The sequence below is a fragment of the Fretibacterium fastidiosum genome, from assembly GCF_000210715.1.
Lineage (GTDB): Bacteria > Synergistota > Synergistia > Synergistales > Aminobacteriaceae > Fretibacterium > Fretibacterium fastidiosum.
Genome location: NC_021038.1, coordinates 725,605 through 748,993, shown reverse-complemented (window position 1 = coordinate 748,993; position 23,389 = coordinate 725,605). Strand labels below are relative to the sequence as shown.

Here is a 23,389-nt window from a genome sequence, read left to right as displayed (position 1 = left end):
CCCCCCTTGCAGGGGGGCCGAAATAAAACCGGGGGCCTGAAGCGCGCCTTTTCTTTTCGCCTCCCCTGCAAGGGGAGGTGTCGAACGAAGTGAGGCGGAGGGGTCGCCTCTGAAGTGGTGCGTTCAGTTTCCGATCCCGACCCTCAGCGCCTCCACCTCGTCAGGGGACAGTCCGGTGAAGTCAGCCACCTGCTCGGACGAGACGCCCCGCGCCAGCATCCGCCGCGCCGTGGCGGCGATACCTTTGGCCTCGCCCTCGTTCAGGCCCTTTGCCAGCCCTCTGGCCTCACCCCTTGCCTCGCCCCTTGCCTCGCCCTCGGCGCGGGCAACTCGACGGATCGTCTCGTCGCGCGTCATCGCGTCCCGCATTGCCTTATAGCTCACAATGTATCGCTGCCGTTCCTCCCTGCTCTGCAAAAACAGCTTCTCCAGATTCAGCGCCTCGCCGATCATCGGGTCCTTCACCATCGCCTCAGGCATCTTCTTCGCCTCCATCCCCGCAAGATACATCAGCCAGTACTCCAGACGATTCCGCGGTGTCCCATAACTCGCGTACTTCGGAACCTCAAGGTAGATCAACTTCAGGTCGTCGCTCAGCTTCTCCCCGCTCTCCACGTCGCACAGACAAAACTCGCGGCGAAAACGCTCTCCGGAAAACAGGCTGAACGCCAGAATGTGGATCGATACCGTCCGCTTCAAATCCAGGTACGAACCACCCAGGCCCATCTGAGAGGCGTGCAGCGTGCTGAGATAGTAGGCGGATCGCTGCAGGTAGTCGTTCCAGTTTCTCACCTGCACCTCAACCTCCACCTGCGTCCCGTCCGCCATGTTGGCCACGATGTCCAGGTAGCAGTCCTTCCCCTCAACGCGTGCAGCGGAGAGCTCCCGGTTCGCGTACTCAAAATCGGTGAAGCCTGCGCTTCCGTCGGGAAACACAAGGGCGTTCACCAGGTCCAAAAACAAGGGTTTGCGCTCCTCGCGGCCAAAAAGAAACTTAAAAAAACGATCGTTGAGGCGGTAGATTTTTCCCCGCTCCAGGTCCGCCTCGATTTGCCCTGCCGTCACAGGCCCCAACGCCGGACCGATCAGCTCACCGTTGCGCTCCCGCTCTGCGTCCTCCATGTCCCCACCTCCTCGCTACCTTATTATAACAATTCGCTTATTGCGTTTTTCGCCTCCACTAAGGGGAGGGGTCGCCTTTCGCGCTCCAAAAACACCCTCCCTTCGGGGAGCCTTCCAGCAGCCGTTCGCTGGCGCTCACGGGCCGTCAGTCTCGCTCCTTTGGAGCTCGCCAGCTCCCCTTCCAGGGGGGCCAAATAAACCGAGGGGCAAAAGTGCGCCTCTTCTTTTTGCCTCCCCTGCAAGGGGAGGTGGCCCGAAGGGTCGGAGGGGTCGCTTCTCACGCCCCCAACAACCCCCCAGCCCCTTACGGGGCAGCCCCCCTTTCAGGGGAGCCAAAACCTTCGTGGAGGGGTGGGGCCGGGCGCAGATCTTCCGCGTCTCGCCCACAAACGACGACTGGCTTGACCCTCAGTAAAGCCGTCGCACCCTTTGGATTTGGGTCCTCCTTCCTTACTTTACAGCACTTTACAGCCACAGGACATAACTGTACAATAAAAAAATCTGAAAAACACACCCGGAGGAGGAACGGATGATGAAGGTTGTGGTTTTGGGCTGCACGCACGCCGGCACGGCGGCGGTGTTGAACACCGTGGCGCTGCACAAGGACGCGCAGGTCACGGTCTATGAGAGGAACGACAATATTTCCTTCCTGTCGTGCGGCATCGCGCTGCACGTTCAGGGGTTGGTGAAGGACCCCGCCGGTCTGTTCTACTGCTCGCCGGAGAAGCTTGCGGAGCTCGGCGTCACGACCCGCATGGAGCACGAGGTCACGGAGGTCGACCTGGCGGGGAAAAAATTGAAGGTCCGCGACCTGAGATCGGGCAGGGAGTTCGAGGATACCTACGACAAGCTGATCGTCACGGCGGGTTCCTGGCCCGTCGAGCCGCCCATCGAGAACGCGAAGCTGGAGAATGTGATGCTTTGCAAGAATTACACGCACGCCATGGAGATCGTGAAGCGGTGCGCGTCCGCACGCAAGGTCGCGATCATCGGCGCGGGATACATCGGCACGGAGCTGGTGGAGGCCTTCGAGACCCAGGGCAAGTCCGTGACCTTCATCGACCAGATGTCCCAGGTGCTGCCGCGCTACCTGGACCCCGACGTGATCGACGTGATCGAGAAGCTTTACGTCGAGAAGGGCGTGACGCTGGCCTTCGGCCGGACCGTCAAGAAGTTCGTGGACGACGGGCACGGAAAGGTGGCCAAGGTCGTCACGACGGATGGGGAGTTCGACGCGGACCTGGCGATCCTGTGCGTGGGCTTCCGCCCCCTGACGGCGCTCTTCAAGGGCAAGCTGGAGATGCTTCCCAACGGGGCCATCCGGGTGGACGAGTACATGCGCACCTCGCACCCCGACATCTTCGCGGCCGGGGACTGCTGCGCGGTCTACAACAACGCCTCCCGGCAGTACGGCTACATCCCGCTGGCCACCAACGCCGTCCGTATGGGGACGCTCGCCGCGCGGAACCTCAAAGCGCCCACGACCAGGCATCGGGGCACTCAGGGGACCTCCGGCATCAAGATTTACGAGTGGAACATCGCCAGCACGGGGCTGACCGAGCTGGTGGCCAGGGAGCTGGGGATCGACTACGCGGTCTCCGTCCTGAAGGACAACTACCGGCCGGAGTTCATGCCCACCACGGAGCCCTTCTACCTCAAGCTGGTCTACGACCGGAAGACGATGCGTATCCTGGGGGCGCAGGTGCGCTCGAAGGAGGACCTCACCCAGTCGATCAACACGCTGTCCGTCTGCATCCAGAACGAAATGACGGTGGAGGATCTGGCCTTTACGGACTTTTTCTTCCAGCCGCACTACAACAAACCGTGGAACTACCTCAACTCGGTGGCGCTTCAGGCCCTGCCGCCGGTTTGAGGACGCGGAATGCCGAAAGAAGAAAAAAGAACAGAAAAAATCCTCAAACGCATAAGGGATACAACAAAAGCGCCTCGATTTTTCAGGGCGCTTTTGTGCGTTTCATTCGATTTTCGATTGCCGTTTGCACGCCACGTTTGTGAAGCGCTTGCGAGTGTGGAGGGCAGGCTTTACGTGGCGAGGTTGCAGAAAAACGCGGCGCGACGACGAGGACTGCGGCGGACAGGAAAAACAGGACGAAGAGGGCTGACCTGCACCCTCTCATCGCAGCGTTCGGGCCGCCGCGGCGCGAATTCCACGGTGCTTGTCCTTTGGATCAACGTGCCTCCCGGCGACAACGCTATCTGGGCTGGGGGATGTACCACCATCGGCCGCCCAGGGAGACGGGGGCGCGTCCGTCCTGAAACTCCCCCGCGCGCTCCAGGAACGGGGGGACCAGGATCACGCCGTCGGAACGCCGATACCCAAAGAGCCCCGAAGGGGCACGATAGGGCCGGACGAGCGTCGCGGCTCCCTTCTCGGCGGCCGCGAAGCCCCTTGCGCCGACGTCGTCCCCCTCACGGTTGATGAAGAACTCCCGTCCGTTCCCGTCCTCCACCGCAGCGATGCCCGACCGGAAGCGCGGCGCCGCGCCGCGCCAGGCCTTAAAGGCGCCCTTGATCACGACCCTGCCGCCCCTGTCCATGAAGGCCGTCCGGCCCCCGCTCAGGACGGCGGCCAGCCCCTCGCTGAAGGGCCCGGCTTCCGCACCGTCGCCGGGTGGAGTGAGCTTGAAGGGGATCGTCGTCCGGCCCGCCGCGTCGATGTAACCCAGCGATCGGCCCTTCCTGACGGCGGCCAGCCCCTCGCTGAAGGGCCACGCCGCGTCGTAGGCGGCCTTGACGACCCACCGGCCGCGCCGATCGATGTACCCCCACTTCCCCTTGGCGCGGACGGGGGCCAGCCCGTCGTGGAAGGCGCCCGCGGCCTCGAATTGCGGCGGGATCGCCGTCCGTCCCTGCCGGTCGATGTAGCCCCACCAGCCCCCTGCCACGACGGCGGCCAGGCCGTCCGAAAAGCTCCGGGCGTCCGCGAACGCGGCGTCGAAAGCGTCCCGCCCCTCCTCGTCGATGAAGAACCTTCGCCCCGCCAACGCCACGAGGGCGAACCCTTCCGAAAAAGGTTCCGCCCCGTCGAAGGCGCGTCCCCCAAAGAGGGGGGCGACGTTGCGCCCCACGTACCCCCACCGCCCGTTCAGAGCGCTGCGCACCGGCGCCAGGCCCTCGCTGAAGGGCCACGCCTCCAGGAACACCGGGTCCGCCATCCAGGAGCCCAGACGGTCGATGTAGCCCCAGCGACCGCCGACGGCCGCGCTGGCCACACCCTCGGAGAAGGGCATCACGTCCTCGAAGGCGTAGGGGATCGCAAGCTCGCCGGACAGGGAGACGAACCCCCAGCGCCCGCCGCGGCGCACCGGCCCCAGGCCGTCGCTGAAGTCCCCCACCCCCTCGCAGAAGGGCTCGACGAACCAGCTCCCGTTGAGGTCGATGTAGCCCCACAGCCCCTGGATTTCCACGCCCGCCAGGCCGCTGCTGAACACCCGGCCTCCCACCGGGGGATCGTACCGCGGCGGAACCGCCATGCGCCCCTCCCGGTCGATGAAGCCCATCCTCCCGTCCACCACGACGGCAGCGCGGTCCTCCACGAAGGGCCAGGCCGCGTCGAAGTCCAGGCTCCCCACCCGAACGCCCTTCGGGTCCAGGAAGAAGCAGCGCCCGCCGCTGGTGACCGCGGCTCGCCCCTGATAGAAGTCCCCCGCCAGGTCGAAGCTTGCGGCGATGGCCATCGTCCCCCTGCGGTCGACATAGCCCCACTTGTCGCCGGCCCGAACGGCCGCCAGCCCCTCGCTGAAGGAGGACGCGGCGGCGAAGGCGGGCTTGACCGCGAGGCGCCCCTTGAGGTCCAGGAAGCCCCATCGCCCATCCAGCAGGACAGCGGCCAGTCCGCCGCGGAAGGGCTGGGCATCCTCATAGCGGGGCTCCACCGCCCACCTTCCCGCCGGGTCGATGAACCCCCAGCGCCCGCCCGAACACACGGCGGCCAACCCCTCGCTGAAGCGGGAGGCGCGATCCCAGACCGGCTGCAGGAACCAGTCGATCCGCGCGGCCCCGGCCTCGCCGCAGAACGTCAGCAGGGCGGCCAGCAGGGCGAAGGCGGCGTGGAGGCGTCTTGTCCTCCGCATGGCATCCGGACGCTAGTTCGAGGGGGAGGTCCGCCGCGGGGTCGGCAGGACGTCGGGGGACGCTTCGCTCCAGAGCGTGTAGAAGCCCCACTCGTCCGTCTCCTCCTGCGCTCCCAGGAAGTCCAGGACGGCGTGCCCCGCGCGCTGGAGCCGCGCCACGCCCTCCTTCGAGAGCCCAAAGTGGTTGAAGGCCCTTCCCGTCCCGGCATAGGTCACCTCCGTGCGGCGGACGCGCCTGCCGGAGGGCATGAGGAGGACCTGCAGAGGAGCCGCCGCAAGCCGCGTCAGGCGCGTGCGGCCGTCGTCCTCCCTCTCGAACTCCGCGGAGAGGATGCAGGTCCGCTCGCGGGGCAGCGTGCGCTGGAACGAGACGAAGTTCCCCAGTGACCAGGCGATCGCCCGGGCCGCGCCGTCCTCTCCGACGCGCACCTCCACAGGCTGAAGGACGTGGGGGTGCGTCCCGATCACCAGGTCGGCCCCCCCCGCCAGGGCCTGATCCGCCGCCTGCCGCTGGCGCGCGTTCGGCGAGAGATGGTACTCGTCCCCCCAGTGGAAGCACGCCACGACGACGTCCGCACTCAGCGCCCGCGCCCCGCGCCATGCCCGCGGCGACGGCGGGCTCCGAGATGACGTTGAGGTGGACGTCCTTCGAGGCAGGGCTTCGGTTGCTGCCGTAGGTCCAGTTGACGAAGGCCCAGCGAAGCCCCTCCCGCTCCAGCAGGAGGGCGTCGTTCGCCAGCACCTCCCCCGTGCCGAGCCCCGTCCAGGCGATGCCCGCTCCGTCCAGGACCTCCGCCGTGCGCCGCGCGCCCGAGGCACCCCGGTCCAGGATGTGGTTGTTCGCCAGGGTCACCAGGTCGATCTCAAGTCCCTTCAGCGCCTCCGTCAGGGAATCCGGGGTGTTGAACGAGGGGTACCCGGCGTAGCCGCGGGACTCGCCGGCAAAGGTCGTCTCCAGGTTGCCCACGACAAAAGCCCCGGCCAGCAGGGGCTTCACGCGGTGGAACTGCGGGGCGAAGTCCCAGGTTCTGCCCCTCTTCGGGTCGCTGCGCTCCGCCGCGTCGATCTGCTGGATGTGCGCCATGATGTCGCCGATGAAGAGCACCCGCGCGCGAACCGGCGCCGCCTGCGCCCCGGAGGCTGCCAGGGACAGGAGCAGGGCCGCCGCTCCAAGGACGCCGCGCATCTTAAGGGTCCGGAACATTTCGCAGAGAACCTCCTTAAATTTAAAAAGGTCGTTCCACTTCCTGTTCTATTCTACCTCATAACGCGCAGCACGCCCGATGTTGTTCGTCGCGAGAGGCAACCCCTCCGCCGCCTTCGGTTACCGCGCGCTCCAAGGGCATTTCGGAGGGCGCCGTCACCATGCGGCACATGATGCGCAACGCGCTCATCCCCATCGTCACGGCGGTGGGGCTTCAATTTGGGCACCTTTTGGGCGGCGCCATGCTGACGGAGACCATCTTCTCGTGGCCGGGGCTGGGGAGGCTCATGGTGGACTCCATCAAGTCCAAGGACATGCCGCTGGTGCTGGGTTCCGTCATCTTCCTGGCCGTCATGTTCTCCGTCGTCAACCTGGTGGTCGACATCATCTACGCCTTCGTGGACCCCCGGATCAAATCTCAGTACCAGAAGGCGTGAGGTGCCGCCATGAACGATCGGATTTCGCAGGACAACGAGCAGCGAGAGCAGAGGTCCCTCTGGGAGGAGGCGTGGCGCCGGTTCCGCAAGAACCGGCTGGCCATCCTTTCTTTGGTCTTCCTGCTCCTGCTGGCCGCCGTCGCGGCGGCGACCATACTCTGGGATTTTGCCGACGGCCGGGCGTTCTACAACGCGCACGTCATCAAGCAGAACCTTCGCCTGAGGCTGAAGGGCCCCAGCGCGGAGCACATCTTCGGCCTGGACGAGTTCGGGCGCGACATGTTCCTCAGGATGCTCTGGGGAATACGCTACTCCCTCTTCATGGGGATGGCGGGCATCGCCTTTTCGACGCTCCTGGGAGGGCTCATCGGGGCCGTAGCAGGGTACTACAAGAGGCTGGACAACGTCCTGATGCGCGCCATGGACGTCCTGCTGGCGATCCCTTCCATGCTCCTGGCGACGGCCATCGTGGCGGCTCTGGGTCCGGGGCTGGTCAACGTCCTGATCGCCATCAGCATCGCCTACGTCCCGACGTTCGCCCGCACGCTCCGCGCCTCCGTGCTGACGGTCAAGGAGCAGGAGTTCATCGAGGCGGCGCGATCCGTCGGCGCGGACAACGGGCGCATCATCATGCGCTACATCGTCCCCAACTCGCTTGCCCCGCTGATCGTGCAGTCCACCCTGGGGGTCGCGGGCGCCATCCTCTCCATCGCGGGGCTGAGCTTCCTTGGGCTGGGCATCCAGCCACCGACCCCGGAGTGGGGCTCCATGCTCTCCAACGCCCGAACGTACATCCGCGATGCGTGGCACATCACCATGATCCCCGGCGCGGGGATCATGCTCACCATCCTGGCGCTCAACCTCGTGGGCGACGGCCTGCGCGACGCGCTGGACCCGAAGTTGAAGAGCTGAGGCGGCCGACATGGAAAAGCTGATCGAGATCAAGGACCTTGCCATCCACTACGAGACCGACGACGGCGTCGTCAAGGCGCTGAACTCCGTCTCGCTGAGCCTCGTCAAGGGGCGGACGCTGGGCGTGGTCGGGGAGACGGGCGCGGGGAAGACGACGCTCGGCAAGGGCGTCCTGCGGCTCATCCCCTCTCCGCCCGGACGGATCGTGTCGGGTTCGGTGCTGTTCGAGGGACAGGACCTGCTGAAGCTGTCGGAGGCGGAGATGCGCAAGATTCGGGGGCGCAGCATCTCCATGATCTTTCAGGACCCCATGACGAGCCTCAACCCCGTCATGACCGTCGGGGATCAGATCATGGAGGTCATCCAGGCGCACAAGAACCTCCGTCGTCAGGAGGCCTGGCAGGAGGCCTGCCGCATCCTGGAGATGGTGGGGATCCCCGGGCAGAGGGGCAGGGAGTATCCCCATCAGTTCTCCGGCGGGATGCGGCAGCGGGTCGGCATCGCCATCGCCCTGGCCTGCGCGCCCACGCTCCTCATCGCCGACGAGCCCACGACGGCGCTGGACGTCACCATTCAGGCTCAGGTGCTGGAGATGATTCGAGACCTCAAGAAGGCGTTGGGCACCTCCGTCATCCTCATCACCCACGACCTGGGCGTCGTTGCCCACAACTGCGACTACGTGGCGATCATCTACGCGGGAACGCTGATGGAGTACGGGGCCCTGCGCGAGATCTTCAAGTCCCCCCAGCACCCCTACACGATCGGGCTCTTTGGCTCCATCCCAAGCCTCGAGAGGAAGGCGGACCGCCTGCGCCCCATCCCCGGCCTGATGCCGGACCCGACGAACCTGCCTCCGGGCTGTCCCTTCTCGGAGCGGTGTCCCCACAGCGCGGAGGTCTGCAGCAGGGAAGTGGCCTCACGCAATCCTCCCGAAAGATCGGCTTGCGTGAGGCCGGTCGTCTGGCTGAACCCCTCCGCCGCCCTTGGCGGCACCTCCCCTTTCAGGGGAGGCAATCCACATTAGACGCGAATTGGTATAACACTGTTTTTCCAAACAGTCCCTGCCTGGTGCCATTCTTTATAACCGTAGGTTGGGTCTGCAACCCGTCAGGGTCGGGGGGCCGGCCCGCGCCCAGCCTCATTCAGAAACCCCATGAAGCCCTGCACGCTGTTGGCCATGAAGTGCCGTTCCCGGACCATCAGGTCCTCGTCCAGCCGGGCCTGAAGCAGGGGGTCGCGCCTCAGCAGGCACTCCACGACCTCCTCCGGCCTCCGGTCCAACATCGTCCCGATGAGCTCCAGCCAGCGCTCCGTCTGCTCCCGCGCCAGGGACAGGCGTCCGGCGGGGTCCTCCGACAGCCCCCAATGCGCGTAGCAGAGGCGCTCGTCCCCGCGCAGGGCCACTGCGGCGTGGTCCAGCGACGACAGCGCGGCGGCGGCGTCAAAGCGCGGCGGGGTGGTGGGCCGCAGCCAAAGCGCGCCGTCCAAGGACGGCAGCGTCAATCCCGCGGCCTCGCCAATAAAGAGAAGGGGGCCGCCCTCCCTGGGCCGCGTTCGCAGGGCCACGTGGTGAGGGGCGTGACCAGGGGTCGGGAAGACCTCGATCAGGCCGTCGGGGTCCTCCGAAAGGAGGGGGGCCGTCAGCGGCTCCGGCTCGCCGTAGGCCAGGGCCACGTTCCCCAGCGTCCTCACCGAGGCGCTCCACAGCCGCTCCGGCCTCCGCAGGTGGGAGAAGGCGCGAGGATGGGCCAGCACGGCGGCCCGGGGCCACCGTCGGCAGAAGGCGCCGACGCCCCCCGCGTGGTCCAGGTGGATGTGGGTCAGCAGCACGAGGTCCACGTCCTCCGTCAGGCGCTCCAGCGCCCCGTTCAGGAGGGGGATCGTGTTCGCCGGGCCGGGGTCCACGACGACGCGCCGCCCCAGGGCGTCCACGAAGAACCAGGAGGCGATGAACCGCCGGAAGCCCGGCATCCTCTGAGGCAGGTCGATCAGGAACAGCCCCTCCCCGAAGTCGTGGGGCGAACCCGCTGCCGCGGTCATTTCTCTATCCTGACGATCATGTTGCGGTAGGCGTAGTTTTTGAGGTCGCGAATCTCGTCGTTGTTCATGCGGATGCAACCCTCGGAGGCCATGGTCCCCAGGGAGTCCGGAGCGTGGGTGCCGTGGATGCCGATGCCCTTCCAGCCCCCCGTGTCCAGCCGGATGAACCAGGGCCCGTAGGCCCCCGCGATCTCGCCCTTGCCGTCGCCGAAGTCGTGCTTCCAGCCCGAGGCGTTTTCGATGGACAGGACGCGGAACTGCCCCTCCGGCGTGCGATTGTCCCCAACGCGGCGCTTGTTTCCGGGGTTCTTGCCAATCGCGACGTTGTAGGTCTTCACCAGGTCCCGCCCCCGATAGAGGGACAGCCGGTACTGCCCCTTGTTAATGAGTATCCAGTACTTCCCCGCGTCGCGGGGCGGCCGCAGGGCGCTGGGGGTCGGTGTCGGCTCCGTCATTTGGGGAGTTTCGTCCTCTGGCTCCTCCACCTCCGGCAGGACGGCACCCGGCTCCGAGCTTGCCGCGTCGAGCGCCTCGTCCGCAAGGAGGGCCGGGACGTCCGGAGAATCGAGAGGACCGCTCAGGGGGACCTCTGCCTCAGGGGCGGGCACGGGCCCGCTGCGGAGGAGCTCTACCCCCAGGACAGTCACCGCCGCCGCCGCGCCGCAGAACACGATGAGCCGCATCAGCGGATGCATCCGCCGCCGCGCCACCCAGCGGCCCTGCCCCTTGTCGATCCACGTGGTCCGCAGCGTCAAGAGGTCCTTTATAAACTCCAGAAAAGCGTTCATTTCCATCCCCTGATCGTTTGAAATTTCAGCGCCCAAAAGCGGCTGCCTGCCACCGGTCAGACCTTCAGAAGTATACCGCATCCGTCCCCGAAGTCCACGGGCAAAAAGCGGGCCGGATCGGTCACTCGAAGGAGTCCGAGTGGAGGTCCTGGGGGGCGTCGCCCCTCTCGGTCAGGGCCTGTTCCACCGAGGACAGGCGGGCCCGTTCGCCGAAGATCAGGAGCGTGTCTCCCGCTTCGAGCTGCGTGCCGCCCTTGGGGATGAGGAAGCGGGAGCCGCGGTTGATCAGGAGGATCGTCACGCCCTCCGGGAACTTCAACTCGCTCACCGTGCTGCCGATGACCGCCGCGCCCGGCAGGATGTCCACCTCCCGCGTTTCGTCGCTGCCGCTGCCGGGGGTGCGGTCGAAGGAGAGGGGGTAGGAGGGGGCGACCCGCACCGTCGCGTCCAGCCCCAGCCACCGGGCGACCGTCGCCAGAGTCTTGCCCTGCAGGATGACGGAGGTCAGCACGACGAAGAAGATCAGGTTGAACATGAAGCGCGCCTGGGGGTGCCCCTCCGTCAGGGGGTACGTGGCCAGGATGATGGGCACGGCGCCCCGCAGGCCCGTCCAACTGACGAAGAGCTTCTCCCGAAGGCTGCTGTCGCTGAGGGCAGAGCACAGGAACACCGCCGCCGGCCGGGCGGCGAACATCAGGAAGGCCGACACCAGGAGCCCCAGCCCGATGACGGACCGGTTGATCAGCTCCACGGGGTTGACCAGGAGCCCCAGCACCAGGAACATCACGATCTGCATCAGCCAGGCGAAGCCCTCGTGGAAGCGCTGCAGGCTGTACTTGTAGAGGAAGTCCTGCCCTCCCATCACGATGCCGCAGACGTAGACGGCCAGGTAGCCGTTGCCGTTCACGCTGTTGGCCAGGCCGAAGGTGAAGAGCACGATGCTGATGCCCCACACGGGATAGAGGGCCTCGTTCTCCACCCGCAGCCGCTCGATCATCGCGCAGGACAGACGGCCCATCATCCAGCCCACGGCGCCGCCCGCCACCATCTGAACCACGAAGTTCGCGGCCAGTTGGGCGACGGGGACGCTGTCGCTGCTCAGCCACTTCAGGGCGGTGATGGTGAGGAACACGGCCATGGGGTCGTTGCTGCCGGACTCGAACTCCAAAAGCGGCTTGAGCTTTCCCTTCACCCCGACCTTCTGGGTCCTCAGGATGGAGAACACCGCGGCCGCATCCGTCGAGGAGATGATCGCCCCCAGCAGGAAGGCGTCCTTGAAGGAGAAGCGGGGCAGGCAGGCCAGCGGCAGGGCCATGAAGAGCGCCGTCAGGAACACGCCGAGCGTCGAGAGCACCAGCCCCTGCCGCACGATGGGGCGCACGTCGTCCCACCGCGTGTCGAATCCGCCGGAGAACAGGATGAAGGCCAAGGCGAAGGTGCCGATGGAGTTCGTCGTCACCGCGTCGTCAAACTGCAGCCCCCCCGGCCCGTTCTCCCCCGCCAGCATTCCGATGGCCAGGAACAGGATGAGCCCCGGCACCTTGATGCGCTCCGAGAGCGTGCCCGCCACGAGGCTCAGGAAGAAGAGAAGCCCCGCCACGAGGAAGGGGTCCACGTACTCCAGCAATCAAAACACTCCTTTCGTCCCAACCGCTCCCGCCGTCCCGGCAGGGGCCTGAACGTCCTTCGCCGCGCCCTGGTCCAGCGCCTCGTTCAGGCTCCCCACGCGGTAGCCCACGAGGTCCAGCGTCACGTAGCGGAACCCGACCGCCCTCAGACCCTCCGCCACGGCCTCCCTCCGCGCCAGGACGCGGGGAAGGTCCCGGCACTCCGCCTCGACGCGCGCCAGGTCGCCGTGAGCCCGCACGCGAAACTGCGCCGCGGGAGGCAGGATGCCCGCCAGGAAGCGCTCCGCGGCCTCCACGCGCCTCAGCGCCTCCGCCGTCACCGGCTCCCCGTAGGGGATTCGGGAGGCCAGGCAGGCGCGCGCGGGCTTGTTCCACGTGAAGAGCCCCATCGCCCTCGCGGCGGCGCGGACCTCCGCCTTCGTCATCCCCGCCTCCAACAGGGGGCTCCGCACGGAGCCAAACTCCATGAGCGCCTTCATTCCCGGACGATAGTCCCCCCGATCGTCCGCGTTCGCCCCGTCCAACACCCAGGGGATGCCGCGCTCCGCGGCCCAGCGGACGACGGCCTCGAGGCGCATCCTCTTGCAGAGGTGGCACCGGTCCCGCGGGTTGGCGACGAAACCCGCGTCCTCCAGCTCGTCCATTGGAAGCACCTTGTGTCGGATGCCCACCTGCGCGGCCAACCGTCCGGCGTCGGCCCGCTCGTCGGCGGACAGGAGCGGGGACTCGATCGTCACGGCCACGGCGTGCCGGCCCAGTGCCTCGTGGGCCAGCGCCGCCAGCAACGCGCTGTCCACGCCGCCCGACAGCATCACGGCGACGTCGCCCATCGCCTCCAGAAGCCGGCGAACTCCCCGCAGCCTCTCCTCCACCTCGGATTCCAGGTCCGCTCCCTCCATTCGTCGTTTGAGACATGGTCCTTACCGCTGGCTCGTCAGGCCAAACGCAACAGACAAATTGAAAAAAACTCATCAGGGGGACGAAAGCCGAGGCATTTTCCGGAACGATTGTTCAAACGTTCTGCAATCCGCAGAATATCTGTACAGCTCACTGCGTTCGCCGATGAAGCCCCTGAGCGCCCCACTCAACTCGTTACACCCGTTGGTGGTCTGCGCGTGCTCTGGACTCCGCTATAAGTGCCTCATCTCATCATAACGGTCAAACCCCAACCAAGTAGACATCCCCAGAATGAGAAAGCTCCCCAACATGCAGGTGAGTCTATTCCTGTACCTACCGATGAGTCGGTTGATGCTACTACCAGGAGAGAGAGAACTATACCCACAACCATAATTCTCCCAATTCCTTTCATCGTGTTCTCTTTCTCCTTCTCTTTCTCTTCATCCTCCTTCCTTTGCTCCGCCCTCCTCCGGGCCAAGGCCGCCTCCCTCGCCTCGTGCGGGGCCAAGTCCGCCTCCCACTTCCTCTTTATCCGTTCGATCTCCCCTGAATAGAAAACCTTCACGTCGTCCGGGGCGTATTCGATTGCGCGCAGCGCTTCACGCGAGCTCCCCAGATTTTCAATCATAGCTCTGGTTCTTCCTATCGTCCCTTCATAGAATGTGAAGTCATTACGAAGAAATTTCACCTTGAACATTCCCCACCAGGCCTCGTGGCAGGTGGGCGCACCCTCCAGGATCTTCTCGTACAAGGCCTCGGCGCCTTCCTGGTCCCCATCGAAGAGCTTCTGCTCCGCGCGGATCAGCATGTTCTGCAGGGTCGGGAGCCCGTCGACCTCCGCCTTGAACTTCTGAATCGCCTCCCGAACCAGAAACTCGCTGCCGCAGTAGACGCAGATCCCCCGCTCCAGGCCGGGGTTGAGCTCCAGCGCGCCCCCGCAGGCGGGGCATTTGGCCTTGGTCAGCATCAATGCAATCCTCTCCTTAGTTATTTGTATATTGGACGGCGCCCGATGAACCGCCGCCTCATTCACGATTTTAAAAAGCGTTCCGCATTCTCCGCCATCTCGCACTCCCCGGCGCTCGTTCCAAATCCTTACCGAATCCTCACCGGGGAGATCGACGAATCCATTCGCCCAACCTCTTTAAAACGTCGTTTTGTCCTACGATAATATCACAACGAAGCCGCAACCGCAGGGGGGCCGAAACAGCCCCTCCGCCCCGCGCCTCCCTAAACGCCGTCAGGCTTGATATAATGTTGAGATCATTTCGAGCGGCCCGGCGCCGCACGTCAGGAAAGAGGTTTTTTTGAATGCAGCATCGAACTGGACGCGAGCTTCGAGAGATGTTTCTGAAGTTCTGGGAGGAGAAGGGCTCGCACCGCTGCCCCAGCTTCTCCCTGATCCCGGACGATCCCTCCCTGCTCTTCACCATCGCGGGCATGGTGCCCCTGAAGCCCTACTACCTGGGCATCCGTCAGCCGCCGTACCCCCGCATCGTCACCAGCCAGAAGTGCGTGCGCACGAACGACATCGAGAACGTGGGGCGCACCGCGCGGCACCACACCTTCTTCGAGATGCTGGGAAACTTCTCCTGGGGGAGCTACTTCAAGAAGGAGGCTATCACCTGGGCCTGGGAGTTCCTGACGGATCGAATCGGCCTCGACCCCAACCGGCTCTACGCCACCATCTACCAGGACGACGAGGAGTCCCGGGAGGTGTGGCACCGCCAGGCGGGCCTGCCGGAGGACCGCATCCTGCGCTTCGGCCAGGACAACAACTACTGGTTCATGGGGGACACGGGGCCGTGCGGCCCCTGCTCCGAGATCTACTACGACCGGGGTCCGGACTACGGCTGCGGCAAGCCGAGCTGTGGCGTGGGCTGCGACTGCGACCGCTACCTGGAGATCTGGAACCTGGTGTTCACCCAGTTCGACCGGCAGAAGGACGGCAGCCTGCCGAACCTGCCCCACAAGAACATCGACACCGGCATGGGGCTGGAACGGCTGGCCTCCGTGGTGCAGGGCGTGGACACGGACTACGAGACGGACCTCTTCACGCCGCTGATCCGGCACACCTGCGCGCGCGCCGGCATCCAGTACGGCCAGGGCGGCCGCAACGACATGGCCGTGCGCGTCATTGCGGACCACGTCCGGTCCGTGGCCTTCATGCTGGCGGACGGCGTGCTGCCCGCGAACGACGGGCCGGGCTACGTGCTGCGCCGGCTGCTGCGCCGGGCCGTGCGCTTCGGACGGCTCCTGGGGTTCGAGGGGGCCTTCCTGTGCGAGTACATGCCCATCCTGATCGACCTGATGGGCGACCCCTACCGCGAGCTCATCGATCAGCGTCCCACCATCGAACAGATCATTACCGTGGAGGAGGAGCGCTTTCAGAGGACCCTCCAGCAGGGCACCGACCTCTTCGAGGCCGAGACGGCCCGACTGGCCGCAGCGGGGCGCAGGGAGGTGCCGGGGGAGGTGGTCTTCACGCTCTACGACACCTACGGCTTCCCGCCGGAGCTGACGCGGGAGATGGCGGACGAGCAGGGCTTCGCCGTGGACGAAGCGGGCTTCAAGGCCGCCATGCAGCAGCAGCGGGACCGGGCCAGGGCCTCAAGCAAGCAGAAGAAGAGCGCCCTCGCCGGCGACGTCTACACGGAGCTGGAGAACGAGGGGGGCGCGACGCGCTTCACAGGCTACGCCTCCGCCATGGGCGCGGGGAAGGTGACGGCCATCCTGACGAAGGAGGGCCGAAGGGACCACGTCGAGGGCAATGGGGAGTTTGAGCTCGTGCTGGACGAGACGCCCTTCTACGCGGAGCGCGGCGGCGAGGTGGGCGACACGGGGACCATCCGGGACGGGGAGACGACCCTGGAGGTCCTGAACACCGTGCCCCACGGCGGGGTCATCGTCCACCGCGTGAGGATGACGGAGGGCTCCGTCCGCGTCGGGGACAGCATGACGGCCGAGGCGGACGATGCGCGCCGCCAGGCCATCCGCCGCAACCACACCGGGACGCACCTGCTGCACGAGGCGCTGGGCCGCGTGCTGGGCCGCCACGTCCGCCAGGCGGGCTCCCTGGTGACGGACCGCTTCCTGCGCTTCGACTTCACGCACCACACGCCCCTGACGGACGGACAGATCGAGGAGGTCGAGCGCATCGTCAACGGGGAGATCCTGCGGAACGTCCCCGTCTCCACGGCGGAGCACACGCTGGAGGAGGCGCGGGAGCTGGGGGCGAAGGCGCTGTTCGACGAGAAGTACGGCGACGTCGTGCGCGTGGTGACGGTGCCGGACTTCTCCATGGAGCTCTGCGGCGGCCTGCACGTGCGGGCGACGGGCGACATCGGCAGCTTCAAGGTCCTGCGCGAGGAGAGCATCGGCTCCGGGACGCGCCGCATCCTGGCGATGACGGGGATGGAGGTCGTGGAGCTGATGCAGGTGCTCTTCGGCCTGCGGCGCCGCCTGATGGGCATCCTCTCCGCGGACGAGGAGGGGCTGGAGGCAAAGGCTAAAGACCTGGCAGAGGAGCTGCGTGCCCTCCAGAAGCGGGCCCAGGAGCGGGCGCGCCACGAGTTGACGGACAACGTGGATCGGTTCGTGGAGCGGCGCCGCGTGGGCGGTGCAGTGCTGCACATCGGCAGGTTCCCGGACGTCAAGTCAGACGTCCTGCGCGACGTCGGGGACCGGGTGAAGGCGGGGCCGGACCCGTCGGTGGCCCTCCTGGCCTCCGTGGACGAAAACGGGGCCTGCACGCTCATCGTGATGGCGGACGACCGGGCCGTGAAGCTGGGGGCCAACGCGGGCGCCATCGTGCGCGAGGCCTCGGCCGTCCTGGGCGGCAAGGGCGGCGGCAGGCCGTCCACGGCCCAGGGCGGCGGACGCGATGGGGAAAAGCTCGACGAGGCCCTGGAGCGCGCGGCGGAGGTCCTGAAGGGGCAGTTGGGGGCATGACGGAGGCTCAGCCCGGGCGCGTGCTGGCGCTGGACGTAGGCAGCGCCCGCGTCGGCGCGGCCATCAGCGATCCCATGCGCCTCATCGCCCAGGGGCTGGCCGTCTGGCCCGTGGTGGACAGGGACGGAGGCTGGCGGCGAAAGTTCGAGGCCTGCCTCGTGCAGTACGCCCCGACGCTGGTCCTGGTAGGGATGCCCACGCGCACGGACGGCACGAGGGGGCCGGAGGCGGAGAGGGTGGCGAAGCTCGTCGACCTCCTCCGCGCCGGCCACCCGGACCTGGCGTTCGACACGTGGGACGAGCGCTTCACCACCGTCATGGCCCATCGGGCGATGATTGAGGGCGGCGTCTCCCGCAGCGGACGGCGTCAGCGGGTGGACAAGATCGCCGCCGTCCTGATCCTGGAGAGCTGGCTTGCGCGGCAGGGCGCCCCGTGACGCCCCGTCCCGTCGGGTGTAAGATAGTGGCGAGGCCCCGCCGCGCGGCGGCCGGACTTCGCGTTCTGCGTTCAGAAAAAATTTCAGGGCGTCCTCGATCGACGCCCCACGGGAGGTTTTATCGATGAGCAAGACGGTGCGCCTGGTGTCGGGGGCCCTCGTCCTCCTCGCCGCGCTGGCCGCCGGCGGTGCGGCCTGGGGCGCGGTGGCGGACCCCATCCACGACTACCCCAGCTTCAACGACTACGACGACGCGGACCGCTACTACACCTTCGGGGACCACACCACGGAGTACGGCTACCACTACCAGCTTCGGGACGTGAGCGGCGCGCGCGACGGACACACCGTCGCCGGCGCTCAGTGGTTCGCCACCAGCTACGAGAACTACCTGTGGCGCTACGTCAACGAGGACCTCAACGGGCGCCTGCTCTACCGACGGACCCTCGGCGGCGAGACGCCGGAGGTGCCCCTGACCACCTCGGCGGACCTGCTCTACGATTTCGAGGCCGTCTACATCGACGAGCCGCAGCCCTACCCCGCCTACCCCGACACGCGCTACCGCGACGCCTGCATGGACCCCATCGAATCCATCGCCCTGGTCCTCCCCGAAGGGCGGGGGCAGTTCAAGGTCTCCCTGGCCAACCACTACGCGCGCCACTTCCCCTATTGGTGGCGCGAGTCCGGGAGCGGCCGAACCCCGATCAACCCGTCGCCCGTCCTGTCCGGCGACATCGTCTCCCATGACGTCATCTCTCGCGACGTGATGGAGGACGTGCTCCTGAGCGCGGAGGGGTACGCCGTCTCCGTGCAGCCCAACAGGCCCCAGCGCGTCATGCCGGGCGAATCCATGACCGCGAACGTCAGCCTGACGGCCGAGAACCCGGAGGCCTACGGCAGCAGGCTGGGCTACATCGCGTTCCGCCAGTCCGCCAGCTTCGACACGGGCTACGTCGGCTGGCGCGAGTCCCTCCACGTCCCCGTGGTGGTGGCCAACGTCCACGACGGCCCGGCCTCCGACCCCGGCAACGAGCTCTACTTCGACATGATGATCTTCAACAGGACGCTCAGCGGCGACACCGTCGTCGGCATGGGGGACATCGAGAAGCGCATCCAGTTTCGCTGGGGCGTGGACCGCGAGATGACCCAGGACCTGGGCGCGCTCTATATGATGCGCCACTCCCTGAACAGCGGCCTGCCCAGCTACCACCTGGAGACGCGGATCACGAACCGCACCGGCACGCGCTACCGCCTCCAGCGCTACGACATGATCGGAGGACCGAGGGACAACACCGGCTCCGGCGACGTGGGCGGCGGCTCCTGGGACATGACGGCGCGCTACACCTTCCGGGACATCCGGCCCGACCACTGGAAGTACGACCTGACCCCGGACCTCTACGGCAGCCTGCCGGACCACTTCCAGCTGGACGCCCACAGCCAGATCGCGCCGGGGCTCGTCACGGTTTACAAGAACCGCGTCGGCACGGGCTACAACACCCTGAACACTTCCTACGGCACGAGCGAGTCCTTCCGCCTCTATCCCTTCTCCGAGGCCCGGCACCACGACCTGCGCCTCAGCTACCGGCGGGTCGGGGGCATGGCCCTGACGGGAGGCGCCTCCGAGGCCACCGGACGCTGGCGCGTACAGGGCTTCCGTTGGGACCAGTTCGCCGACGTGGTGCAGAACGACGAGCAGACAACTTATGAGCTGGAGAAGCTGATGGGCAAGCCCGCCTCCCTGGGGAGCAGCGCCGTCGGCGCCTCGGACGCCTACGTCCGTTCGAGCGCCCTGAACGCCTTCGAGATCAAGACCGACGTCCCCGCCGGGCTGGTCTCCATGGACGTCTCGATGGACGTCGTCGTGTCGAAGGACGTCTCCGGAGACGTGGTCCAGATGGTGTCGCGGGACGTGCCGGCGACCATCGCCGTTCAGCCGATGCGGGTGCGCCTCCGCATCCCGCGCAGGGAGCAGATACTGGTGGGCCGCTGGGAGCAGCTGAGCGAGGCGGCGGACGGCAAGGCCCTGCTGAAGCAGTTCATGCGCTTCGGCACGGTCTGGCTGCGCTCCGGCAGGGCGGACGAGCGGGACACGAACCTGTTCACCGCCATCTCGCAGCGCGGCGTGGACCCTGCGGAGTGCGTCAGCGCGTTCCTCTACAACGATGAGCTCTACCTGGACTTCATCCTCCTCCTGGCGGACGCCAAAAGCCCGCGGGAGGGCTACACGGCCTACCTGCGAACGTTCCGGGACGACGGCATCCCCTACATCCTGATCGGCGACGGGGCGGCGGACGGCGTGTGGAACCTGGGCCTCTACGTAGACGCCGCAGGGGCCAACCCGGAGTCGGGGCGCTCGTCGGACGACGTCAACCCCAGGCCCCAGGAGAAGGAGAAGGAGGAGGGCGGGGGCTGCAACGCGGCCTCAGGCCTGGGCCTCATCCTGTCGGCGTTCGTCGGCGCGCTGTTCCTGGAGCGCCGCATCCGCTGAGGCGCGGTCCGCTCATCGCACGGAGGTTCGCACTAGGGAAACACTGATTAAGTCGTTGAGAACTGTCAACCGCATAGACTCCCTTCAGTGCCTGAAACTTCACCAGGCCGCGCGAAGCGCGTGGGGATTGGGACTGACGGCCCGTGAGCAAGGGCGAACGGCAGCCGGAAGGCTCCCCGAAGTGGGGGGCGTAGCCCCATTTTAAAATCTTAGGGAAGCGCTGAAGGATACCCTTTATTTGATGCTCCTTGAGTACTTTCAACAACTTTTAAAGATTAATCAGCGCTTCCCTAGAGAAGGAGGGATGCATCTTGAGTCTCTGGGAGAAGTGGGAACGGGACAAGCGGCGGGCGCAGGGCCTTGAGGTGAAGAGCGACGTTCAGATTCAAAGCTCGTACAGGAAGCCCAACCTGCGCCGCCAGCTCACGATCGTCGCGGCGGTGCTGCTCGGATGCCTCGCCATCGCTTTCGCCTCCATTCTCGTGGAGGCCGGCATGGGCCGAAAGTGGTCGGACACCCTGGTCGTCCGCCTCCTCATCCAGAGGCAGCTTCAGCGCGAGGAGATCGCAAGACGTCAAAATCCATAGCACGACAGACGGCGCGGAGCGGGAAACTCCGCGCCGTCGTCTCTGCCGGGGCAGGCCCAGTCCGTCCTTGCCATCCGTGGTATGATAGAGGCGAGCTCGAAAGGGCTCACACAGGCCCCGCCGAAGCGTGGGGCCATTTTATCATGGGGGGAATTTTGAGATGACGGACATGTTGAGGAGCAGGGCGGAAGAGCTGAAGGGCAAGAAGACCCGCGAGAACCTGTGCACGGCCTTTGCGGGAGAGTCCCAGGCGCGCAACAAGTACACGTTCTTCGCGGCCAAAGCCCGCGCCGAGGGCTACAATCAGATCGCGGACCTCTTCGAGGAGACGGCGCACAACGAGAGAGCGCACGCCAAGATGTGGTTCCAGATCCTCGGCGGGATCAGCGACAGCACGGCGGAGAACCTGAAGGCCGCCGCAGCCGGCGAGCACGACGAGTGGACGGACATGTACCCCACCTTCGCCAAGGTGGCGCGCGAGGAAGGCTTCAACGACATCGCCCGCCTGTTCGAGGGCGTCGCGGCCATCGAAAAGGCGCACGAGGAGCGCTACAAGAAACTGCTGAACGACGTCGAGAAGGGGCTGGTCTTCTCCTCCGACGGCGACGCCATCTGGCAGTGCGCCAACTGCGGGCACATCGTGGTGGGCAGGAGGGCGCCCGAGATGTGTCCCATCTGCGGGCACCCGAAGGCCTACTTCATGAAGAAGGGTGAGGGCGGCCAGGCCGGAGATTAGGTCAGGATTTCGCAAGGGAAGGGGAGAACGGCGGAGGCGAAGCCCCTCGAAGGACGATTATAATAGCGGTCACGAAATCAATTTCGAGGAGGTCAATCATGTTTGCTGCTTTCAGGAAATTCTGCGCCTTCCTTTTGGCGGTTGCGGTTCTTCTCCCCACCGGAGCGGCGTCTGCCGACGTCCCGCTCCCGGCCCCGCAGAGGACGGGCGGACCGGGCGTCTTTGACGCCATCGGAAGCCGCGCCTCGGCCCTGGGGGCCGACTTCGCCTCCATGGGGGAGGTGTCGTCGGAGAAGCTCTCGACGATCCTGTGGGCGGCGACGGGCCTGAACCGCGGGGAGAAGGGGTGGACAGTGCCGATGGCCATGGGGATGGAGCCCTACGTCAAAGTCTACGTGGCGCGGGCCGACGGAGTCTTCCTGTACGACTGGAAAGCCCACGCGCTGAAGGAGGTCTCCGGTGAGGACGTTCGGGGACGGATCGGCAAGCAGGACTTCGTCGCGAAGGCCCCCTGCACCCTGATCCTCGTCTCGGATTCCGAAGCCCTTTCCCGAAAGTTCAAGGACGAGGACGCCGAGGAGCAGTTCGCGGCCGTCGCCGCGGGGGCCATGGCTCAGGACGTCTACCTGGCGGCCGGGGCCGTGGGCGTCGGTACGCGCTACATCCGCTCCGTCCAGAAGGACGCCGTCGAAGACGTCCTGGGGTTGCGTGACGACGACGACGTCCTCTGCATCATGCCGATGGGGACGAAGCCGGGGGCCTGAGCCCGCCCCGCCGCACGAAGGGAAACACGAACGATCGAGAGGGAAGGGGGGAGTCGGTTGGCTCCCCCCTTCATCGTCTCGCAGCGGCCCCGCGCTTCAGGGCCGCCGCCACGCGACCGCGCCGTCGACGTAGGTCGTCACCGCATGGGTCCGGGCGTCCAGGGGGTCCCCGTCCCAGACGGTCAGGTCCGCGTCCTTCCCCGGCTCGATGGAGCCCATTCGCCCCTCAAGGCCCAGGTGCTCCGCCGCGTAGAGCGTGACCCCCCGCAGCGCCTCGTCCGGCGGCAGGCCCGCACGCACGGCCAGGGCAACGCAGGTGACGGCGTTTGAGATGGGGATCACGGGGTGATCCGTGATGAGGCAGAAGTGGACGCCGGCCCGCCACAGGGCGACGGGGTTCTGCCAGGACTGGTTCCTCAGCTCGATCTTGGAGCGCGAGGTCAGCATGGGCCCCACGGCCGCAAAGGCCTTCTTCGCCCCCAGCCACGCGGCGATCTGCCGGCCCTCCGTGCAGTGTTCGAGGCTGTACTTCAGGCCGAACTCCTCCGCGATGCGGACGGCGGTCTGAATGTCATCCAGCCGATGACAGTGGACGCTGAGGGTCATCTCCCGCCGCAGCACAGCGGCCAACGCCTCCATGCCCAGGTCGCGCTCCGCCGGCTCGTCCTTTCTCCTGGCGGCCTCCCGGCGGGCCAGGTAGTTCTGAGTTTTCACCAGCGCGCCGCGCAGGACGGCCGCGTTTCCCATGCGGGTCGTGGGCAGCTTGTCCTTCGGCTTGTAGACGCTCACGGGGTTCTCGCCCAGCGCGGCCTTCATGACGGAGCAGGGCACGACGGTCATGCGCTCCACCACGTCCGGCCGCGTCTTGACCACGACGCCCTGTCCGCCGATGACGTTGCCGCTTCCCGGCAGCGCCTGAACGCAGGTCACGCCTCCCGACAGGGCGTCCTCAAAGGCTTCGTCCCCGGGGTAGAGCGCGTCCAGGGCCCGCAGCTGCGGCGTCACGGGGTCCACCATGTCGTTGTCGTCCGCCATCGTCGCCTGGGGGAAGCCCTCCGGGCAGACGCCGATGTGCGTGTGGGCGTCGATCAGGCCCGGCGTCACGCGAAAGCCCTTCAGGTCCTCCACCTCCGCGCCCTCGTCGGGCGACAGCCCCCTCCCCACCGCCACGATCCGGCCACTCCGGACGGCGACGTCCAGCTCATGGAACCCATCGTCGCGCCCCGTCCAGACCAGGGCGCCCCTCAGCAGGAGCGCGCGCGCCTTTGTCCTATCCTGCAACCCGTTCCGCTTCCCTTCCAAAAAAT

Annotated in this window: 20 protein-coding genes and 1 pseudogene; 11 read left to right on the top strand and 10 right to left on the bottom strand. The window is 66.5% G+C overall.

Going from position 1 to position 23,389, the window contains the following annotated elements:
* Nucleotides 1-123: 123 nt before the first annotated feature.
* Complete coding sequence (locus SY1_RS03280) at nucleotides 124-1,122, bottom strand: Rpn family recombination-promoting nuclease/putative transposase (RefSeq protein WP_015556175.1); 999 nt, start codon at nucleotides 1,120-1,122, stop codon at nucleotides 124-126.
* A gap of 532 nt (nucleotides 1,123-1,654) precedes the next feature.
* Here SY1_RS03280 and SY1_RS03275 point away from each other — a divergent pair.
* The gene (locus SY1_RS03275; RefSeq protein WP_015556174.1) at nucleotides 1,655-2,995 is read left to right on the top strand and encodes an FAD-dependent oxidoreductase; all 1,341 of its coding nucleotides are present in this window, start codon (nucleotides 1,655-1,657) and stop codon (nucleotides 2,993-2,995) included.
* Between the two features lie 340 nt (nucleotides 2,996-3,335).
* Here the strand turns inward: SY1_RS03275 and SY1_RS03270 are convergent, their stop codons facing one another.
* The 3 genes and pseudogenes from SY1_RS03270 to SY1_RS12730 form a co-directional block, all read right to left on the bottom strand.
* Nucleotides 3,336-5,216, bottom strand: a complete 1,881-nt coding sequence (locus SY1_RS03270) for a WG repeat-containing protein (RefSeq protein WP_015556173.1) — start codon at nucleotides 5,214-5,216, stop codon at nucleotides 3,336-3,338.
* A 12-nt stretch (nucleotides 5,217-5,228) separates the two neighbouring features.
* Nucleotides 5,229-6,035, bottom strand: coding sequence for a CapA family protein (locus tag SY1_RS12295; protein ID WP_279369713.1), 807 nt, complete (start codon nucleotides 6,033-6,035; stop codon nucleotides 5,229-5,231).
* Nucleotides 5,920-6,282 (bottom strand): annotated as a pseudogene (locus tag SY1_RS12730) (CapA family protein); the annotation flags it as partial. The pseudogene SY1_RS12730 and the gene SY1_RS12295, both read right to left, overlap by 116 nt.
* On the opposite strand from SY1_RS12730, the gene SY1_RS12290 reads away from it, so the two are divergent.
* The 4 genes from SY1_RS12290 to SY1_RS03245 are packed head-to-tail and all read left to right on the top strand — an operon-like array spanning nucleotide 6,176 to nucleotide 8,793.
* Nucleotides 6,176-6,484: a hypothetical protein gene (locus SY1_RS12290; RefSeq protein ID WP_243440740.1), complete on the top strand. Its 309-nt coding sequence runs from the start codon at nucleotides 6,176-6,178 to the stop codon at nucleotides 6,482-6,484. The pseudogene SY1_RS12730 and the gene SY1_RS12290 sit on opposite strands and share 107 nt — an antisense overlap.
* Nucleotides 6,471-6,857, top strand: a complete 387-nt coding sequence (locus SY1_RS03255) for an ABC transporter permease (protein ID WP_279369742.1) — start codon at nucleotides 6,471-6,473, stop codon at nucleotides 6,855-6,857. The genes SY1_RS12290 and SY1_RS03255 overlap by 14 nt, the downstream gene beginning before the upstream one ends.
* 9 nt (nucleotides 6,858-6,866) lie before the next feature.
* A complete protein-coding gene (locus SY1_RS03250; protein ID WP_015556171.1) occupies nucleotides 6,867-7,769 on the top strand; it encodes an ABC transporter permease in 903 nt (300 codons plus the stop codon).
* A 10-nt stretch (nucleotides 7,770-7,779) separates the two neighbouring features.
* Nucleotides 7,780-8,793: an ABC transporter ATP-binding protein gene (locus tag SY1_RS03245; RefSeq protein ID WP_015556170.1), complete on the top strand. Its 1,014-nt coding sequence runs from the start codon at nucleotides 7,780-7,782 to the stop codon at nucleotides 8,791-8,793.
* Between the two features lie 83 nt (nucleotides 8,794-8,876).
* Here the strand turns inward: SY1_RS03245 and SY1_RS03240 are convergent, their stop codons facing one another.
* The 5 genes from SY1_RS03240 to SY1_RS03220 form a co-directional block, all read right to left on the bottom strand.
* Nucleotides 8,877-9,809 (bottom strand): MBL fold metallo-hydrolase, encoded by a 933-nt coding sequence (locus SY1_RS03240; protein ID WP_015556169.1) that lies wholly within the window; start codon nucleotides 9,807-9,809, stop codon nucleotides 8,877-8,879.
* Nucleotides 9,806-10,603 carry a L,D-transpeptidase gene (locus SY1_RS12285; RefSeq protein ID WP_243440569.1) on the bottom strand — a complete coding sequence of 266 codons (798 nt, stop codon included), beginning with the start codon at nucleotides 10,601-10,603 and terminating at the stop codon, nucleotides 9,806-9,808. Before SY1_RS12285 ends, SY1_RS03240 begins: the two co-directional genes overlap by 4 nt.
* Nucleotides 10,604-10,718: 115 nt before the next feature.
* Nucleotides 10,719-12,224, bottom strand: a complete 1,506-nt coding sequence (locus SY1_RS03230) for a potassium/proton antiporter (RefSeq protein ID WP_243440568.1) — start codon at nucleotides 12,222-12,224, stop codon at nucleotides 10,719-10,721.
* Nucleotides 12,225-13,124 carry an ATP-dependent sacrificial sulfur transferase LarE gene (gene larE / locus SY1_RS03225; RefSeq protein WP_015556167.1) on the bottom strand — a complete coding sequence of 300 codons (900 nt, stop codon included), beginning with the start codon at nucleotides 13,122-13,124 and terminating at the stop codon, nucleotides 12,225-12,227. It abuts the gene before it with no gap.
* A 242-nt stretch (nucleotides 13,125-13,366) separates the two neighbouring features.
* Nucleotides 13,367-14,092 (bottom strand): TFIIB-type zinc ribbon-containing protein, encoded by a 726-nt coding sequence (locus SY1_RS03220; protein WP_208872674.1) that lies wholly within the window; start codon nucleotides 14,090-14,092, stop codon nucleotides 13,367-13,369.
* A gap of 341 nt (nucleotides 14,093-14,433) precedes the next feature.
* Here SY1_RS03220 and alaS point away from each other — a divergent pair, with 341 nt between their 5' ends.
* The 6 genes from alaS to SY1_RS03190 all read left to right on the top strand — a co-directional run bounded on the left by alaS (nucleotide 14,434) and on the right by SY1_RS03190 (nucleotide 22,082).
* Nucleotides 14,434-17,073, top strand: coding sequence for an alanine--tRNA ligase (gene alaS, locus SY1_RS03215; RefSeq protein ID WP_015556165.1), 2,640 nt, complete (start codon nucleotides 14,434-14,436; stop codon nucleotides 17,071-17,073).
* A complete protein-coding gene (gene ruvX / locus SY1_RS03210) occupies nucleotides 17,070-17,510 on the top strand; it encodes a Holliday junction resolvase RuvX (protein WP_015556164.1) in 441 nt (146 codons plus the stop codon). Before alaS ends, ruvX begins: the two co-directional genes overlap by 4 nt.
* A gap of 124 nt (nucleotides 17,511-17,634) precedes the next feature.
* Nucleotides 17,635-19,995, top strand: a complete 2,361-nt coding sequence (locus SY1_RS03205; RefSeq protein ID WP_015556163.1) for a hypothetical protein — start codon at nucleotides 17,635-17,637, stop codon at nucleotides 19,993-19,995.
* A 311-nt stretch (nucleotides 19,996-20,306) separates the two neighbouring features.
* The gene (locus SY1_RS03200; protein ID WP_208872673.1) at nucleotides 20,307-20,582 is read left to right on the top strand and encodes a hypothetical protein; all 276 of its coding nucleotides are present in this window, start codon (nucleotides 20,307-20,309) and stop codon (nucleotides 20,580-20,582) included.
* A 160-nt stretch (nucleotides 20,583-20,742) separates the two neighbouring features.
* Nucleotides 20,743-21,318 (top strand): rubrerythrin, encoded by a 576-nt coding sequence (gene rbr, locus SY1_RS03195; protein ID WP_015556162.1) that lies wholly within the window; start codon nucleotides 20,743-20,745, stop codon nucleotides 21,316-21,318.
* A gap of 98 nt (nucleotides 21,319-21,416) precedes the next feature.
* On the top strand, nucleotides 21,417-22,082 hold the full coding sequence (locus SY1_RS03190) for a nitroreductase family protein (protein ID WP_015556161.1): 666 nt from the start codon (nucleotides 21,417-21,419) through the stop codon (nucleotides 22,080-22,082).
* A gap of 96 nt (nucleotides 22,083-22,178) precedes the next feature.
* Here the strand turns inward: SY1_RS03190 and SY1_RS03185 are convergent, their stop codons facing one another.
* Nucleotides 22,179-23,363 (bottom strand): amidohydrolase, encoded by a 1,185-nt coding sequence (locus tag SY1_RS03185; RefSeq protein ID WP_243440567.1) that lies wholly within the window; start codon nucleotides 23,361-23,363, stop codon nucleotides 22,179-22,181.
* Nucleotides 23,364-23,389: the final 26 nt, after the last annotated feature.